We start from the raw sequence: 16,715 nt of genomic DNA, 5'->3' as shown, positions 1-16,715 counted from the left end.
CCTCGGACGATCGCACTAACATTTGGCATGTTGCGTCCACAAAAGCGTTGCGGCGGTGCATCAAGGGGGCGCTCGGCTGACATTCAGGTGTCGAGCGAATGGTCTTGCCAAGCGGTACCGCGGCCCACAGACTGCGCATGGATCGAGGAAGGCTCCTATCGGCTGGTTTCGGTTGCGCTCGAAATCCGAGTGCTAGCTCCGGGGCAATCGGCCTTGCGCTTCTCCTCATTCTCTTCGTCCGCGCAATCGAGCCCACCATCTGCGCTTGGAATTCCAGCGCCGCCGCCGGTTGCGAAAGGCCCTTTGGCACTGCCTCCGCCACCAGCAGACCCGCCGCTACCGCCGGAGCCGCCGCCGGATGCTCCTCCGGGGCGAGATGATCCTGCGGAGAGACTGCCAGGTGCTCCCCCACCCCCCGATGACCCGCCGCTGGAGCTCCCCGGCCCGGCCGCGGACGACCGATCGTTGTCGAAGAACGACCGACCTCTGTCGTCCTGCTTCACGCCGTGCAGGCCGCCAGAACCTGCAATGGCCGTTGAGGTCAGGGAAGTGGATAGAAGCAGGGTCATCACTGGGGGGGTCACAGCCGCAAATCTTCCGCAGGTTCTCAAGAAAGCCCGCCGATCGTCGTCTTCGTTGCCGTGCCGGGTCACGATGCGCTCTCCTCGATTTAAAATTTTATTTACAGTATTATATATTAAATGTCCATTCAACCAAAAATTTTCTCTGCCGCCCTGGGGTTGCTTAACGTGCACCGCCGGCAGAACGCCGGCATTTTCCCTGCTCGCGCCTCGACTTCCTGGCACCCTCGTGCCGCTCGCGCGCTGTTTCGAGTTGCGCTCTCGATTTAATTATGGTTAATTTTCATTTAACGGGGTCGAGTGCAAAATCAGCTATAATGGATTGTTGCGATGCCACTACAATTCCATCGGTCCGTCCGGGACATGGAGATCTGGAGCGCGACCAGCGAGGGGTTCTCGTTCGTGATCAGTTTCGAAAGCCCCACAGGTCCAGGCTTTCACGGACGCTCCGGCTATCTGGCGAGTTGGCGTCCGCTCCACAAAAACCAGGCCGCAATCAAGATTGGCGGCTCGCCCTTTCGCACGTTAGCCGAGGCTGAAGGGGCCTGCCGCGACATGGCTGAGCATCTGGCGCCACAATAGCCCCGCATACGCTCCGAAACGCATACGCTCCGAAAGACGCCAGACGTTCTCATCATTTCGCGCTGGTCGGATCCTGATGCAACAGATCAGGGGAATCCAGCCCATGTGGCGCGGCATGCAGCTCGTTTCGCGAAATGGCCAACGCCGCGAGAACCGTACGATTGCTGATGTCGAGCTTCTGGAAGATATGATGCAGGTGGACCTTGATCGTACCATCGGCAAGATTCAACCGACGCCCAATCTCCTTGTTCGATAGCCCCTCCGACACGAGCCGCATGATCTGCCGCTCCCGGTCCGTCAGTTGTGTCAGGGGCTTCTCATCGGCGCGGGGCTCCTCGTTGGCCTGCCCGTTGCTCGGCGAGGCCGCAGCTTGGCCCTGGGCGGCCTTCCGCAGGGTTGCGACCAGCATCTCGGCATCCGAATCCTTCGAGAGGACGACGCAGGCGCCGTCCAGAGCCAGCCTCTGCAACTCACCATCGGCCGCGATACCGGCGAAGAAGACCACCGCGGGAGCTGGCCCTGCAGCCTTTGCAACGGCGAGAATCTGCTGCCAGCCGGCATCGGGCAGGGCAGCATCGACTAGCGCGACGTCCGGCACTAGAAATCGGATTGCCTCAATGCAGCTTGCAGCATCGCTGCAAGACGCAGCGATCGCAAAATCACGCTGCGTCGCAAGAACGCTCCTGATCCCTTGCAAGACGATCGGGTGTCGATCCGCGATGACAATTCTGATGCGGCGCATGCTACCCCTGCCTATTGCTGACAACCCCTCGTGCAGCCGTTTAATCCAGCAATCTCCTTCAAACGCGAGGATGACCACTCCGCTCGGCCCCGACTCGCACCGTCTCAAGTGTCGGACCGCCGGGCAGCGTTCGATGGCTGCGCCACGCTAACTTGAGCAGCAAATATGCGCAGCACCGTAAGAATGCGGTGCTCCACAGGAATTCAAGACGGCAGAACCTCGACGGAAACAGCGTCTTTTTCGGCAACGCCTGATAGATTCGATCGGCACATTCTCTCGGAGAATGTGAGCGACGGCACGGCTTGGCCGCCTTGGTTATTATGGTCAACATCCAATTAACTTCGTTGGTGCGGTTATTACGAAGGATATATTGGGACATTCACGATTCAAATCTAACATTCGACGAAGTTTCGGCGAAGGCGAGGCCATTCGACAGCCTCGCCTTTGAAAGGGAGGGAAAAGTAATACTATTCACCAACTGAAACTGCGTAACCAAGCACGGAAATGGCTGCATCTGATCGCAGCCCGTGTAGCACCGATGACGACCGATCACCCAAGTTGGAGCTGCATCTTCGTCAATTCAGCAACTTCAATGAGCGGTTACGGGGAGCATCGTGGGCAATGAGTAGGTGGTCCCATGTATTCTTCAGCTGTTTTGCGTCAAACTCATCAGGCTCTTATCGTTCAATTCACCGAATTGCAGAACCTACGTAATCGCGTGTCGAAGGCCGAGCAGCGATTGCTTGCGCCGATGCGACGAGCCCACGGGCGGAGGGCGCGTGGGAAGCGACCGCTCGCTCGGAGGCACGGACCCAGCCGATAACTCAAACCGCCACGTGGCACGCTGGCGCAGCCGTGCGAGCGGATCGCGCTTGCCGGACCCTGGTTTGACCTGATAATCCCCCCTCCTGTTTGGGTTTCGGAGGTAGTTGGGACGGCTTCCATGGGGAATGAGGATTGGGCATCTATGACCACAGCCGAGCTGTGGCGACTCTACGATGAGGTCACGGCTGTTCTTGGTCGCAGGATGACCGCGGAAAAAGCCAAGCTCGAAGAGCGGCTTCGCAGGATTGAGGGGACCGCCGCTCCGACCCAGAACGAGGAACGTCCTCGCCGCCCCTACCCCCCAGTGCTGCCGAAATACCAGAACCCGAAGAATCCATCCGAAACTTGGTCCGGTCGCGGTAAGCAACCCCGATGGCTGAAAGCTCAGCTTCGAGCCGGCAAGAAGCTGAACGACCTCCTGATCGATCGCTCGTCTGGACAAAGGCGCCGCCGGACCGGCTGAGCCCCGGCCCCGCTGCGGCGGCCTATATAGCCGCGCGGCCGCTCGTTGGACCGCCGAACTTAGCGATCGCGGTCCTCTTTCCCGTTGGGACTGCCGTCACCGCCGCCATTGCCGAAGCCGTTGTTGCCATGCACAATGCGACCGGCTGAACCGGCGATCGCGGCCGAAGTCAGGGAGGTCGAGAGCAACAGCGTCACAGTCGGAGGGGTAACGGCGGCAAACCTGCCGCAGTTCTTCAGGAATTCGCGACGATCGTCGCCTTCTGCGTCGAGATGGGTCATCGGCTCGTCCTGCTCCAATCCAGCCCATCTTCAGGATAGACCACTATTATTGCACCTCAAGTTAAATATGTTAGTCGAACGATTTAATTTTTGCCCTTGGCGATCACGATTTGCATGGCTCCTGGCACTGCAGTCGGCCGACATTCCCGCCGCACCGAGCCTCAGCGCCAGCGAGCTTCCCGCATTATTTATTTTGACATTTAATATCCGCTAAACAATAATAGATTTAATTTAGGAGGCCGACGGGCCTGAGATCGTAGCTCCAAGCACTGCAAACCGGAGTCTGCGGGATTGCATGTTGATTTCCAGCTTCACTCGTTGAGCGGCCTCTTTGCCCGAGCCGGTTCCCTGCGCGACGAATACGCCAGCGCAAAACCTTGGCCGCACATCGTCATCAATGATGCGTTTCCCGAAAAGCTATTGGACATGGTCGCGGCCGAGTGCACGGCCCTCCCCGAGGCCCACCTGATCACCACGAATACCGACCGCTTGGTGAAGCAGGAGATTTCAGATGGATTGGGGCCAGCCACCCAGCACCTGCTGAGCCTGATGGGCAGTGCTCGCTTCCGAGAGTTCGTATCGGCAATCACCGGCGTTCGTGAACTTCTCTCCGATCCGACGCACAAATTTGCGGGAGTGCATCGAACGCCCGCAGGAGGCTTTGCGAAGATTCATCGTGATTTCGAGGTCCACTCCACGACGACGCGCCGCGTCGCCGCGTCCGGTGAACGCCGCGTGCGGTATTGGGCCGCGCGACCCGGCGAGGATCAATGGATCGAGCGAATGAGCTGGCAGGATCACTTGCGCGCGCTCATACCTGACCCGCTCTACAACGTGCTCCGCGCAGCACGTGATCGGATATCCGGAGCGCACCGGTCGAAAACTTCATGAAGTCGGCGTCTTCCAGCGGCAACAGCGGGATCGATCAATGACCGGGAGCGGAGCGACGGTCGCGCAATTGCGATCTGACGATGCGGACGCGAAAGCTCTTCGCAGGCCGGGCTTCTCGCCCGTTCGACTGCGAACGCTGATGAAGCTCGCGCTCGCGGACACAGGACTGGATATGTCCGGAATGACTGTGCTGACCGAAGCCGCGACCGGCGCCTATGCCGTGACCCCGGTCCTCGCTGCAATGGCCGGAGCCAAGCACGTCTACGCGTTCACGAAACCCGGCCGCCATGGGACCGTGTCCGACGCCAAGCGGGAGACTTTGGAGCTCGCAGCTCCACTTGGAGTCGCTGATCGCATCGAGATTCTGGAGAAGATGAATCCTGAAGTGCTTCACAGCGTCGACATCATAACCAACAGTGGCCACCTTCGTCCTCTCACAGCCGAGCTGATCGCCCAGCTGCGCGATGACGCCGTGATCGGCTTGATGTTCGAGGCTTGGGAATTTCGTCGAGAGGACCTGGATATCGAAGCGTGCGCGCGACGCAAGATCCCGGTAGTCGGCGTCAACGAGCGGCACCCCGCTGTCGATGTCTTCTCATTCCTTGGCCCGCTCGCCGTGAAGCAGTTGCACGACTGTGGCCTGGCGGTCCTCGGCAACAGAATCGGCCTGCTCTGCGACAATGACTTCCTTGCCCCGTTGCACAACGGGCTGGCAAGCCTGGGGGCGCACGTCAAGACGTTCAACAGCGTTGCGGCGGTCCATCCCGGCGCATGGGACGCCTTCGTCGTCGCCTTGCAGCCCGCGAAAACGCCGCGCGTCGGCCAGGCCGAGGCTGCGCATCTGGCCGCATGCGCCCCCGCCGGCGCCGTTGTAGTCCAGTTCTGGGGCGACATCGATCGAGCGGTGCTGGCCGCCAATGGTCTTGCGGTCTGGCCCACGCAATCTGTCGGGCAGGGCCATATGGGCATTCTGCTGTCGGAGATTGGTCCCGAGCCGATCGTACGATTGCAGACTGGCGGCTTGCGCGCGGCCGAATGGGTTCGCCGCGGCGGTGTCGTTACACCGGATGGATTCGCCCAGCTCGTACCATGGCAGGGGGCGACATGACGGAGCGGCTGCAGCCCGACGTCGTGCTCCTCGCGGACGGACCGACCGGCTTCACGGCGCTTCGCTCATTGGCGGCGCGGTGCCGCGTGGTGCAGATCTTCCGGAAACCGGACCAGCCCGATGCGGGCGCGCTGAGATCATTTGCGAACAACCGCGGCATCCCGATCGCGGAGCTGCAGGAACTGGCCCAACTTCAGAACGTGATCGCGGACACACGCCCGGCCGCCGTCGTGATTTCTTCATTCGATCGGATCATCCCGCCGCACATTCTTGCATTGTGCCGCTTCGTCAATGTCCACTATTCGCTTCTGCCGCATTATCGCGGTCGCGCCAACGTCAACTGGGCAATCATCAATGGCGAGACGACTGCCGGCATCAGCATTCATCTCGTGATCCCCGAGCTCGACGGCGGCAATCTGCTGTTTCAGCAAGCGATCCCGATCGGCGCGAACGACACGGTCACCGCACTCTACGAACGCCTCAACGCGATCCAGGAACGCGAGCTCGGCGAGGTCGTGGTTCGAGCGATCACCGGCTATCAAGGCGCCTCTCAAGACACCGACTGTGCATCCTATGGCTGTACCCGTGTTCCGGAAGATGGAGAGATCGACTGGCGGCAGCCTACCGATACCATCGATCGGCTGATCCGCGGCTTGACACCGCCATTTCCCGGTGCCTTCACTCATCTTGACGGACGGCAGCTCATCGTCGTCAACGCCTCGCCGCGGCTTGATGCTCCCTGCTATATCGGCCGTGTACCGGGCCGGATCGTTGGGCGGTCACCTTCCGAAGGTTGGGTGGATGTGCTGACCGGCAACGGCGTCCTGCGCATGTTCAGCGTCCTTCCTCCAAACTCCGAGCAGCCGTGTGCTGCCGCCTCCGTCATTGGGTCGACGCGAGCGACCCTCGGGCTGTCGCGCCTCGACCTTCTCCGCCGGATCGTCGCGCTTGAAGACAGGCTCGCTTCGCTCGAGCAGCTCAAATGCGCTCACGAGTAAGCGCAACCGTTCTGGCCAGGGGCGGCTCGGGGCTCTAGCGCCGGTGCATCACACCCTTCTCGCCCAACCGCGGCCCACAGCCCGTCACGACCCGGGCTCTGCACGCGCACCCAGCGATAGGGCGTCCGCGACCAGGGCTTGATCTGTGGCGTGAGATTGTCGAGGGGAGATCGCCGCTCCTGGTGCGCACGAGAAGCACCAGATGATGTTCACCGGAACTGACGACGACTTCGCTCGTCGGGAGCCGTCCCACCCGCGCGAGTTTTCAGCGCTTGAAAGAACGGGAATGGAAACAGATCGAGGTTGGTCAATCGCTTGCGTGTGGCGGAGCTCAACCTGGCGGCTCGGGCGTGTCGTCTGCCGGGAATTGATCGCCCCGATGAGACCAGAGGAACGGCCGACCATCTCGCGCAGAAGGTCGGCATCAGGGGCCTTTCTCCACGAGCGCACGAAGGTTCATCTTCTCGTCGGTCATCGGTGGTTCCTCGAATCAGATTGGTGTCAGCCACTCAACCCTACCGGTGAATTCCCGGTGACCACCGCAAAAGCCGTCTGCCCGCTACGGCGCTATTTGAGGGCGCGCGTGCGGGCGGCTTTGCTCTATCCGGACACGACCGGTCGCCCGGTGCCTGCCTTGCCGAGTGGCCTCAATTTTCCCGAGTTCTCGTTCGCTATCCCCTAAGCGGTCTGCCGGGCACTCAGCGTCAAAGATCTTGTCCTTGAGACCCGCAGTTCGAGGTGACCGCCGTGCAAATGGGACACAGAAGTCAAAGTCGCGGCGCGAAAAAGGTACTTTGCTTTATGCCTTCAAAGTGTCCGCAGATACGCAAGGATCGCTTGGAGCTTTGTCGTGCTGGCCTCACCCGCGAAATCCATCGTCGTCCCAGGACAGAAATTGCCTGGCGCTTTGAGAAACTCCGCCAGGCGTTCTTCGGTCCATGTGCCTCCCACCCCGCGCAAGCTTGACGAATAATCCGGATAGCTCTCGACCGACGCGACTCGACGACCCACGATGCCGAGCAGGTCCGGTCCGATCCGATTTCCACTGATCAACTTCGACTGATGGCAGCTACTGCACTCTTCGGCAAAAAGGGCCTCGCCCGTTGAACTTTCTCTCGGACGCAGCGAGATCAACAGTTGATCATCCGTCCATAGCAACAGGCTGCCATCATGACCCTCGATGATATCGCGAATGGCGCTCCCGATCGGGATAGCCTCGAGGTATTTGACTTGACCGTCCCGAACGCGCGCACGAAACAGCGTCGCCGCCTTGAGTGTGGCGATCAGGAGATCACCTTGCCACTGCGAAAACGCTCCGCGCTCCGCCCCGACTAGATTCGAAACTGCGATCGAGGGGACCCAAGCGAACACTGGAGCTTCATAGCCCTTCTGCTCCGCTTCAGGTTTGTTCAGCGGCCACGAGAACGAACCATAGTCTGTTCCATAGGTCGCGTATGGCCAGCCGTAGTTTGCGCCCCGGACCAGCCGATTGAGTTCGTCGCCGCCCTGCGGGCCATGCTCGGTCGACCATATTGTCCCAAACGGATCAACATAGAGCCCCTGCGGATTCCTGTGACCGGCCGTAAAGATTGTAGCGTAGCCATCACTGATATTGATCGCAATTGTTTTACCGTACGACGCGGACGGATCCTGCGCATAGGCATGAACTGAAGCAAGCCCGTCGAAGCCAAAATCACCGACAGTCAACAGCAGCGTATCTGCGCCCAGGAGGACCATCCGGCCGCCTCCAAAATAACCGACAAACGGAATGCCGCGGCGGCGGTGCTCGCCGCGGACCGGAAGACAGGGTGTGGTTTCATACAGAGTTTTCCATTCGGAGGAAGCTTCGCCGCGAAGAATCGCGGCGCGGTCAGACTCCAGCACGGAGACTCGTTCGGTCCAACATTCCTCAGTGGCATGCCAGTAAGGATGCGAGACGAAGATGCGCGCAACGGCTCCGACCTCCTGAACCAGCAAGCCATACGTTCTGAACCACTCGGCATTGAGAATTTCGTGTCCGGCCTGCCTCCTTTGGCCTTCCTGCGGCGCATTTGCGTGAAAGCGATCCGCCCACGGACGCCCGGCAGCCGCGGAAAACTCCTCACCGTTGATGGGCACCCGGTACGGCAGTGTTGAGACGGTCACGTGGTCCACGGCTTCCCAGGAGAAGACATGGAGATGACCATCTCCGCTCACCACAAGATAACGATCGCCGATGCGGGCCAGCGCACCGCCGCGCACCGCAGATTTTGGAAATGCGTTCGAATAAGTGTGAACGTCTAGGCTGTAGAACTCAGTCTTGATCAAGGTGTTGGTGTGCAGCGCGGCCTCGGGCGCAACGCGCAATGCGAACGAACCCGCGGCGGCCGCTGCGAGGAGCCCGCCGAGCGCCAAAGCTTGGTGCAGCGCCCCAGATCCTATGAAGTACGGGGCGGGGACGAGCACCAAGGCAGACATGAAAATGCCGAGCGTGATGGCGCGGGAATAATCCGTTTTGGTGAGGACAAACCCCAGGAAGACCACACCAAAAATCGCCGTTGTGGCCACGATGGTCCTGCCCAATCGCACGCCCGGGGATGAGGGCGGGATCAAAAGAGTATATGCGGCGCTTAGGACGAAAGACGCTATAAGACAGCCAAATGGAAGCGACTGGGCGGCGGGAAGCCGCCAGGAACTCAATATTGGAAATAGGAAAAGCAACGCGACAGAGGTCGCATACCACAAGAACAGATAACCCCATGACGGACGCTGGTGCTGGCCAGAATTCGCTCTAGCTCCCGTTTGATCGAGAAGCTTGAAGCGTCTCACCACACCTTTGCGCGAAGACGGAACAATCCTCGTCCTTCGAAACTCCTCAGTTTCCATTCGAATACGCCCCGGAAGTCCATTCTCTGTTCTCACGTTCCTAGTTATTAGTTGTATACCACATTAAATTCTCGATATTTGCTTTATGACTGGATTAATGCAGGCAAGAGGTTATTATGCACCACGCCTTGTGCAGACCGTGCCGGCGCCCACGCGCTCACGTCCCTTCCTGCCCAACCGCCGCCCAAAGCCCATCGCGGCCCGGTCTTTGCACGCGAACCCAGCGATAAGGCGTCCGCGACCACTGCTTGATCTCTGGCGTGAGATTGTCGAGGACGAGATCGCCGCTCCTGGTGCGCACGAGAAGCACCAGATGATGTTCACTGGAACTGACGGCGACTTCGCTCAACAGGAGGACGCGCGCCGGCCAGCCGCGCCGAAGCAGCGCGTGGCGCTTGCTCACCGCATAATCGTTGCAGTCGCCACGTGCGGGGTTGATGGTCCACGCCTCGCCCGCGAGACCGAGCTCGTTGCGAACCGGTTCTATCGCCAGATTGACGGTACGATTGATCTCCCGCAGGTCCTCCCATCGCCTCTCGGTCAACCGGACCGGCCCGCCGCGGAAGGAGCGTCGCGGGCGACATTCGGCCTGATAGCGCAGGCAAAACATCGTGTAAGTGAGGGGCGGAAGAGCGGGGCGCCCCAGCTCGATGTGCGCCAGGTCCGCTCGGGGCGCCCTTGGCATGACCAGCAACGCCGCACGCGCCCACTGAACGCCCCCGATCACGATCGCCATGGCTGCCGCAATGATCGGGCCCGAGGTTCGCTGCATTGCCGATCCCCCTCCGTACGCCAAACCATGTCGAGTCCAGCCGGCGCGCGCCTGGCCGCGCCGGCAATTTAATATATTATTTATATTTGATTTTATTTAAATAGCAATAAATATTAAATAGGCAAAGCGAGGTTGACGCCGGCGTCTGCAAGGAGGGTGGGAATGAACAGAAGGGATGGAGCGAGATGGCCTCGATCGGCGGCCGTTTGTCCGCGGTAGAAGGCGTCGAAGCAGGCCGCGCTCTGCACCGCGGCGGCCAATTATTGGCCACCATACAATTTTATAGCTGGTTTCAGTATTTTCCGGAGCCAAACCGTCGGACTTATTTCACATGCCGGTCGAGCTACTCGTCATTCTGGGAGCTGAAGCTTCACTACTCGGCTTCGTGGCCGCAATGAGCCTGCATGCCAGGCGAATGGACGTGTTGAGCGGACGATCGCTCGAGCACCCCCACGTGTTCCCCAGAGAAAACAGGCATCCAGCAGCCGGCCGCAACACCGACGCCCAGGGAAAGGGCGCCGGCCCCGAAGACATGCAGTCGAGCGCTGCCGCCATCTTGCACCAACTCAGCGCTCCTTGAACGTCCGCCCCGCTCGATCCTGCAGCGGCTTGAGCAGGTATGAAAGCGCGGTCCGACCTGCCGTCTTGATGAAGACCTCGACCGGCATGCCGGGCACGAGCTTGGCCGAGCCGGGCTTCGCCAGCTAACCGGCTTCAGCAGGACGCGGCCCGTATCGTAGCTCGTGCCGCCACGTTGATCCTGTGTGATGTCTGCCGAGACCATGCTGACCTCGCCGTCGATTTCGGGCGTGGTCTGGATATCAATCCGGTAGAGCGGATCGACCGCGCTCGGAGAGCTTGGAGAGCTTCGAGCGTGTCTCGATCAGATCCTTCGACTTCCGTCGGAATGGCGATTTACCAACTGACTTCTCCGAAGAGCCCACAACAACGCGACTTGGATGAACGGCGGATCTCTCTTTCCCGGAGCAACCTCGTTAACTGCTTCAATAAAGATCCACGAGCGTGCCTCTCAGCACTTTTGGCCCGTGATCGCTGACTTAAGATTTTCCCCACCGCCGATTTTGGGCTAGCATGGACACTCAACGCGATCGCAATATCCCGAAGAGATGTACGCGACCGGCGAAGCCCACTGACTGCATAAGGGATCGCTATGAATCCGATTTTAAAAGAAGATCTGCACTACATACTGAGCAAGCTTTCACCGTCGAACAAAAGTTCCTTCAAAGATGGCACGATACTCATCACCGGCTGCGCGGGCTTCTTGGGTTTCTGTTTCATGCAGTTCTTCTCCGAGCACGCCTCGGCATTGGGAATTCGTAAGATCATCGGGCTTGATACGTTTCTTCTTACAAAACCGAAGTTGATTTCGGACATCGCGAGCAGACATCCGGGTTTGGTCGACGTTCACCAGTTCGATATTTCAAAAGACGACATTTCAAGCATCGATGGAAGCGCCCAGGCGACTCATGTGATTCATGGCGCGTCCATTGCTTCCCCGATTTTTTATCGAAAGTTTCCGATCGTAACCCTGGATGCGAATATTTGGGGTTTAAGACGGTTACTGGATTTTCATACGTCAAAGAAAATCAAAGGTCTTTTGTTTTTCTCGAGTAGCGAAATCTACGGCGATCCCGATGCGACCAACATTCCGACGGACGAGGAATACCGTGGCAACGTTTCCTGCATTGGCCCACGCGCCTGCTATGACGAATCCAAGAGGTTTGGCGAGACCATGTGCTACCTGTTTTCCAAGGAGCGTGGAATTCCGATCACAATCGCAAGACCATTCAACAATTACGGGCCGGGAATGAGAATCGATGATCGGCGCGTTCCCGCCGACTTCGCAAAGTGCGTCATCGAAAACAGGGACATCGAAATTCTGTCCTCTGGTTCACCTACGCGCACGTTCTGCTATGTGGCTGATGCGATTGCGGGCTATTTGAAGTGTCTCACCTACGGCGAATTCGACTACTTCAATATCGGCATTGAAAAGCCCGAGATTTCTGTTCGAGAACTTGCATCGATTTATCAAGAAGTCGGCTCCCGCTTCTCCGGCTACAACGGAAAGATCGTTCTTCGTCAATCCTCCGACAAGGAATATTTGACCAATAATCCGAATAGACGCTGCCCCATTATCAACAAGGCAAGAACGAAACTCGGGTACAATCCCGAGATCGACGTAAAAACCGGAGTTCAGAGGTTCGTTCAGTATCTCCTGCATGAGAAGGAGAAGGGGGCGCTCGCGTGAAGTTGTCTGTAATCGGAACCGGCTATGTCGGGCTTGTGAGCGGCGTTTGTCTTGCGTCCAAAGGACACGACGTCGTTTGTGTTGATGTAAACGAAGAAAAAGTCCGTTTGATCAATGACAAGATTCCGCCAATTCATGAGGAAGGCCTTCCAGAACTTCTTCGCAGCGTCCTGGACGAACGAAAATTCCGCGCCACCTCCAATTTGAATGAGGCCTTGGATTTTTGCGAGGCCGTGATCATCGCCGTCGGAACTCCGACCGTCGACGGAAAAATCGACCTCACCTATCTCGTTCAAGCAGCCCGTCAAATCGGCGCGTATCTGAAGTCGACGAACAAGTTTCTAAGCGTAATCGTCAAAAGCACAGTACTTCCGACCACAACGGATGTCGTCGTTCGCCAAGCGATTACGGACGCGTGTGGCGGAAATATTTCGCAATTTGGACTTGGAATGAATCCCGAATTTTTGCGTGAGGGAAACGCCATCTCCGACTTCAATTTCCCTGATCGCATTGTACTTGGGTTCGAAGACTCCAAAACTCGTGAGGTCCTCTCGAAGATTTACGAGCCTTGGCACGTCGACAAGGTGTATGTCAACACCCGGACAGCGGAGATGATCAAGTACGCGAACAACTGTTTGCTCGCGCTCCAAATTTCAGCCGCGAATGAATTGGCGAATCTGGCGGCCACACTCGGCGGCATCGATTTTATGGACGTCTTTAGAGGCGTTACTCTCGACAAACGATGGAATCCGGTTCGAACCGATGGATATCGTACAGAACCCGAAATTTTGACTTATTTGGTGCCTGGGCCCGGCTTTGGCGGCAGCTGTTTCCCGAAGGACGTTCAGGCGATCCGCACACAGGGACAAGACAATGGTCTTCCAATGGAAATATTGGAGGGTGTCTTGAGTGTGAATGAGAAACAGCCCGAACAAGTGACAAAAATCCTTGAGGCTCATTTTGGAAATCTAAAGGGCAAAAACATCTTGCTGCTGGGACTTGCGTTCAAGCCAGAAACCGACGACGTTCGTGAATCGGCCTCCATTCGAATTTCGGAAGGGCTGCTCGCGCAGAATACCAATCTTGTAGCGCACGATCCTATCGCAACGGAAAACTTCATTAAGTTCTCAGGCGTTCAAACCTCCGCAATCCGATTCATCCATGATTGGAGAGCGGAAGTTGCGAACGCGGACGCAATTGTCGTGGCTACTAGGTGGGAGGAATACAAAGCTCTTCCCGGCCTCAAGGTTGCTGGCAAAGTCGTGTTCGATACGCGACGGCTCCTTTCCCCAAGAGATTTCCCAAACTCCACTTACTTTTCGATTGGCCGAAGAGTTTAGACTTTTATAGTCGCGACAATTTGCTCCATCGTAGGCGCGGCAGCCATCTCTCGGTCGTGGTCGAGTAGCTCGGCCATTCGGCTTTGCCCTCACAGATCCGGGCAGGCGGCTTTCCCGCACCCGGCTATTCCCGAGAGTAACCCGCGTCATATCCGCGCCCGCGCCCATGTGCGAGTGATGCGTGGAGTTGGCAGGCGGAAGCGTACCGTCAGGGTCTCGAACTTCAGCCAGCCCACGCGCCGACTTTTCTGGCTACGCCGTCTCAGACAGCGCAGCCAGGTCCGACGCACTTGCCGGTAGAAGCCGTTGAGCGCTGGATAGTTGTGCGGCCTGCCATAGTAGCCGTAGTGCCCGCGCAGCACGGTACGCATCCGGCGAAGGCCCCCGGTACGCCGCTTTCTGGCGGAAGGGGTGTCGGGCGACATGGGAAATTGCCCCCCTGACGACACGAGGAATTGACCCCCTCGCGACACGATCAAAACGGGGGTTTTATGCAGCGACTCAGTTCAGGTCCTCTGCGGTTCAAAGATCCGCGGAGGGAGGCCATGCTGGAGCCGGACGAGGTTTCGGCGATACTCCGGCTCAACGAGCTGGGGTGGGGTAGCAAACGGATTGCCCGGGAGCTCGGGATCAGCCGCAACACGGTGAAGGAGTACATCGCGGCCGGCGGCTGGTGTGAGTGGCGGAGTAATTCTCCCCACTTATGGCATTTGAAAATTCCCCAGTTTTCGCGACGGCCGACCGGCCAGGGCATGCCCTGGCCGGTCGGCCGTCGCGTCGAATCGCCGACGTTCCTCCTGCAGGCGGAAGGGAGGGCGCGGTGCTCAAACTTGGGGAACTTGTCATGATCCTGGATTTGCATCGCCAAGGTCTGTCGGTCAGCGCTATCGCCCGGCAACTTGGTGTCGATCGAAAGACAGTCAGGGCCTACATCGCCAAAGGATTGGAGCCGCCGGTCTACAAAAAGCGAGCGGTGCGGCCCGGAATTGTCGACCACTTCGAAGCTTATTTGCGTGAGCGGCTGGCTGCCTATCCTGCGCTCACCGCCGTGCGGCTGTGGCGTGAGCTCAAGGAACGCGGCTTCGTCGGCGGCTACAGCATCGTACGCGATCGCGTGCGCGAGCTGCGGCCTGCCCAGCCGGCAGCCTTCGAAGTGCGTTTTGAAACTCCAGCAGGTGAGCAGGCGCAAGTCGACTTCGCCAGGTTCGAGGTCCAGTTTGTCGATGAGCCAGGAGTCAAGCGCATCGTCTGGCTGTTCTCGATGGTGCTCGGCTACTCACGACTGATCTGGGCGCGGTTCGTTGTCCATCAGGACCTGCAAACAGTGCTTCGCTGCCATATCGCCGCTCTGGAAGCGATCGGCGGCGCTCCGCGCGAGATCCTCTACGACCGCATGAAGACCGCTGTCCTTGGCCAGGACGCCGAGGGGCTCGTGGTCTACAACCGCGCGCTGGTCGATCTCGCTCGCCATTATGGCTTCCAGCCGCGCGCTTGCCGGCCTTATCGGCCCAAGACAAAAGGCAAGGTCGAGCGGCCATTCCGCTACATCCGCGAGGACTTCTTCCTCGGCGGGGTCTTCCGCAATCTGGACGACCTCAACGGCCAGCTCCGCCATTGGCTGGATACCGTCGCCAATCCGCGGGTGCATGCCACGACCCATCGGGTCGTCAATGAGGCCTTCGCCGAGGAAAAGGCGGCACTGCAAGCCTTGCCGAGCGCGCCCTACCGGGCGGTGTTGCATCTGGAGCGACGGGCCTCGCACGAAGGCATGGTGAGCGTCGGCGGCAATCTGTACAGCGTGCCTGATACGACGCGGCGGCGGGTCTTCGACGTCCACGTCCTCGCCGACGAAATCCGCATCTTCGAGGGCAGCGTGCTGGTGGCAAGTCATGCCCCGCTCGAAGGTCGGGGCCAGAAGCGGCTCGATCCGGCACATCGCAAGCTCGCCAGCTTCGGCCGACGCCGTCCAGGCAGTGCAGAACCCGTCACCCTCACGCGCGCCGGTGACCACGCCGTTCGTCGCTCGCTTGACTTCTACGCGGCCGTCGGCCGCCGCCTGGCAGCCCAGGAGATCGTATGATGAGTGCTTCCTCCGTCATCGAGCGCGTCAAGACCAACCTGGTCAGTCTGAAGATGCCGCGCGCCCTGGAAATCCTCGATGTCACCCTGCGCGGCCTCGAACGCGGCGAAATTAGCGCCCTCGACGCCATCGATGCCTTGCTCACCGAAGAACTCACGATGCGCGAGAACCGTCGCATCAAAATGGCGGTTCAAATGGCCAAGTTGTCGGCCATAAAGACGCTCGCCGGCTTCGACTTCGCCTTCCAACCGTCGCTCGACAAAAACCGCGTCCTGGCGCTCGCCGGATTGCAGTTCATTAATCGGGCCGAGGCGGTCCATCTCATCGGGCCACCAGGAACCGGCAAGACCCATTTGAGCCTCGCTCTCGGCGTGGAGGCCGTTAAGGCAGGGCGCAGCGTCTACTTCAGCTCCCTCGCCGATATCGTCGCCTCGCTCGCCAAGGCCGAACGTGACGGCGCTCTGCGCGAGCGGATCCGCTACTACTGCCGGTTCGCGCTGCTCATCGTCGATGAAATCGGCTACCTCCCGGTCACTCCCGGTGGCGGCAACTTGTTCTTCCAGCTCGTCAACGCCCGATATGAAAAAGGCGCTATGATCCTAACCTCGAACCGCGGCTTCGCCGAGTGGGGAGAGATCTTCGGCGATTCCGTCGTCGCTACCGCGCTGCTCGATCGCCTGCTTCACCACGCCGTCGTCATCCAAATCGAGGGCTCGAGCTATCGCCTACGCGAACATGCTGATCTCGTCCCCGAGACGATCCGACACAAAACGCAGGCAACCGCGAACCCCATTCCCCCGACCCTGAAACGGCGGGGCCGGCCACCAAAAGACGGAGGTGCTGATCACGTCGACGGCTGATCGCCATCCCGCCAACTGGGGAATTTTGCGGCGCCACTTCTGAGGAGATTCCGTGCGC

At 59.2% G+C, this 16,715-nt stretch carries 14 protein-coding genes and 2 pseudogenes; 9 read left to right on the top strand and 7 right to left on the bottom strand.

The features are described from left to right. Nucleotides 1-314 precede the first annotated feature (314 nt). Nucleotides 315-656, bottom strand: a pseudogene (locus BRAD3257_RS40970) (hypothetical protein); the annotation flags it as partial. Between the two features lie 559 nt (nt 657-1,215). Further along, entirely contained in the window at nt 1,216-1,983 is a 768-nt protein-coding gene (locus tag BRAD3257_RS12890) for a LuxR C-terminal-related transcriptional regulator (protein WP_244607941.1), read from the bottom strand. Nucleotides 1,984-2,848: 865 nt separating this feature from the next. Between BRAD3257_RS12890 and BRAD3257_RS12885 the strand changes: the two genes are divergently transcribed. Next, nucleotides 2,849-3,193: an H-NS histone family protein gene (locus tag BRAD3257_RS12885; RefSeq protein ID WP_122402145.1), complete on the top strand. Its 345-nt coding sequence runs from the start codon at nt 2,849-2,851 to the stop codon at nt 3,191-3,193. A gap of 59 nt (nt 3,194-3,252) precedes the next feature. On the opposite strand, the gene BRAD3257_RS12880 is transcribed toward BRAD3257_RS12885, so the two are convergent. After that, nucleotides 3,253-3,474: a hypothetical protein gene (locus tag BRAD3257_RS12880; protein WP_122406525.1), complete on the bottom strand. Its 222-nt coding sequence runs from the start codon at nt 3,472-3,474 to the stop codon at nt 3,253-3,255. Nucleotides 3,475-3,765: 291 nt separating this feature from the next. Here BRAD3257_RS12880 and BRAD3257_RS12875 point away from each other — a divergent pair, with 291 nt between their 5' ends. From BRAD3257_RS12875 to BRAD3257_RS12865, 3 genes are all read left to right on the top strand, one after another. Then, nucleotides 3,766-4,365, top strand: coding sequence for a 2OG-Fe(II) oxygenase (locus BRAD3257_RS12875; protein WP_244607940.1), 600 nt, complete (start codon nt 3,766-3,768; stop codon nt 4,363-4,365). 139 nt (nt 4,366-4,504) lie between these two features. Then, the gene (locus BRAD3257_RS12870) at nt 4,505-5,473 is read left to right on the top strand and encodes a hypothetical protein (RefSeq protein ID WP_122402144.1); all 969 of its coding nucleotides are present in this window, start codon (nt 4,505-4,507) and stop codon (nt 5,471-5,473) included. Further along, nucleotides 5,401-6,471: a methionyl-tRNA formyltransferase gene (locus BRAD3257_RS12865; protein WP_197711543.1), complete on the top strand. Its 1,071-nt coding sequence runs from the start codon at nt 5,401-5,403 to the stop codon at nt 6,469-6,471. The genes BRAD3257_RS12870 and BRAD3257_RS12865 overlap by 73 nt, the downstream gene beginning before the upstream one ends. Here BRAD3257_RS12865 and BRAD3257_RS42230 read toward each other — a convergent pair. The 4 genes and pseudogenes from BRAD3257_RS42230 to BRAD3257_RS42225 all read right to left on the bottom strand — a co-directional run. Beyond that, nucleotides 6,462-6,614 carry a hypothetical protein gene (locus BRAD3257_RS42230; protein WP_430648831.1) on the bottom strand — a complete coding sequence of 51 codons (153 nt, stop codon included), beginning with the start codon at nt 6,612-6,614 and terminating at the stop codon, nt 6,462-6,464. The genes BRAD3257_RS12865 and BRAD3257_RS42230 overlap by 10 nt on opposite strands. A gap of 664 nt (nt 6,615-7,278) precedes the next feature. Then, complete coding sequence (locus BRAD3257_RS12855) at nt 7,279-9,018, bottom strand: PQQ-dependent sugar dehydrogenase (protein WP_160118807.1); 1,740 nt, start codon at nt 9,016-9,018, stop codon at nt 7,279-7,281. Between the two features lie 475 nt (nt 9,019-9,493). Beyond that, complete coding sequence (locus tag BRAD3257_RS12850; RefSeq protein WP_430648822.1) at nt 9,494-10,072, bottom strand: transglutaminase-like cysteine peptidase; 579 nt, start codon at nt 10,070-10,072, stop codon at nt 9,494-9,496. Nucleotides 10,073-10,674: 602 nt separating this feature from the next. Further along, a pseudogene (locus tag BRAD3257_RS42225) lies at nt 10,675-10,925 on the bottom strand (beta-barrel domain-containing protein); the annotation flags it as partial. A 354-nt stretch (nt 10,926-11,279) separates the two neighbouring features. Here BRAD3257_RS42225 and BRAD3257_RS12835 point away from each other — a divergent pair. The 5 genes from BRAD3257_RS12835 (at nt 11,280) to istB (ending at nt 16,657) form a co-directional block, all read left to right on the top strand. Continuing rightward, on the top strand, nt 11,280-12,377 hold the full coding sequence (locus BRAD3257_RS12835; protein WP_174221565.1) for an NAD-dependent epimerase/dehydratase family protein: 1,098 nt from the start codon (nt 11,280-11,282) through the stop codon (nt 12,375-12,377). Next, nucleotides 12,374-13,717: a UDP-glucose dehydrogenase family protein gene (locus tag BRAD3257_RS12830; protein WP_122402139.1), complete on the top strand. Its 1,344-nt coding sequence runs from the start codon at nt 12,374-12,376 to the stop codon at nt 13,715-13,717. The genes BRAD3257_RS12835 and BRAD3257_RS12830 overlap by 4 nt, the downstream gene beginning before the upstream one ends. A gap of 545 nt (nt 13,718-14,262) precedes the next feature. After that, nucleotides 14,263-14,565, top strand: coding sequence for a terminase gpP N-terminus-related DNA-binding protein (locus BRAD3257_RS42220; protein WP_160118806.1), 303 nt, complete (start codon nt 14,263-14,265; stop codon nt 14,563-14,565). After that, nucleotides 14,538-15,797, top strand: coding sequence for an IS21 family transposase (gene istA / locus BRAD3257_RS12815; protein ID WP_122402137.1), 1,260 nt, complete (start codon nt 14,538-14,540; stop codon nt 15,795-15,797). The genes BRAD3257_RS42220 and istA overlap by 28 nt, the downstream gene beginning before the upstream one ends. Continuing rightward, nucleotides 15,794-16,657: an IS21-like element helper ATPase IstB gene (istB, locus tag BRAD3257_RS12810; protein WP_407120139.1), complete on the top strand. Its 864-nt coding sequence runs from the start codon at nt 15,794-15,796 to the stop codon at nt 16,655-16,657. Before istA ends, istB begins: the two co-directional genes overlap by 4 nt. The last annotated feature ends 58 nt before the right edge of the window (nt 16,658-16,715 follow it).

This window comes from Bradyrhizobium vignae, from assembly GCF_900324035.1.
GTDB lineage: Bacteria > Pseudomonadota > Alphaproteobacteria > Rhizobiales > Xanthobacteraceae > Bradyrhizobium > Bradyrhizobium vignae.
This window is presented reverse-complemented; position numbering and strand designations above follow the sequence as displayed.

Bases quoted from the DNA above. Each gene is read 5' to 3' on its own strand.
- BRAD3257_RS12880 (WP_122406525.1), bottom strand. From the start codon at position 3,474: ATGACCCATCTCGACGCAGAAGGCGACGATCGTCGCGAATTCCTGAAG.
- BRAD3257_RS42220 (WP_160118806.1), top strand. From the start codon at position 14,263: ATGCTGGAGCCGGACGAGGTTTCGGCGATACTCCGGCTCAACGAGCTG.
- BRAD3257_RS12865 (WP_197711543.1), top strand. From the start codon at position 5,401: ATGGGTTCGCCGCGGCGGTGTCGTTACACCGGATGGATTCGCCCAGCT.
- istB (WP_407120139.1), top strand. From the start codon at position 15,794: ATGATGAGTGCTTCCTCCGTCATCGAGCGCGTCAAGACCAACCTGGTC.
- BRAD3257_RS12870 (WP_122402144.1), top strand. From the start codon at position 4,505: ATGAAGCTCGCGCTCGCGGACACAGGACTGGATATGTCCGGAATGACT.
- BRAD3257_RS12885 (WP_122402145.1), top strand. From the start codon at position 2,849: ATGGGGAATGAGGATTGGGCATCTATGACCACAGCCGAGCTGTGGCGA.
- BRAD3257_RS12850 (WP_430648822.1), bottom strand. From the start codon at position 10,072: ATGGCGATCGTGATCGGGGGCGTTCAGTGGGCGCGTGCGGCGTTGCTG.
- BRAD3257_RS12835 (WP_174221565.1), top strand. From the start codon at position 11,280: ATGAATCCGATTTTAAAAGAAGATCTGCACTACATACTGAGCAAGCTT.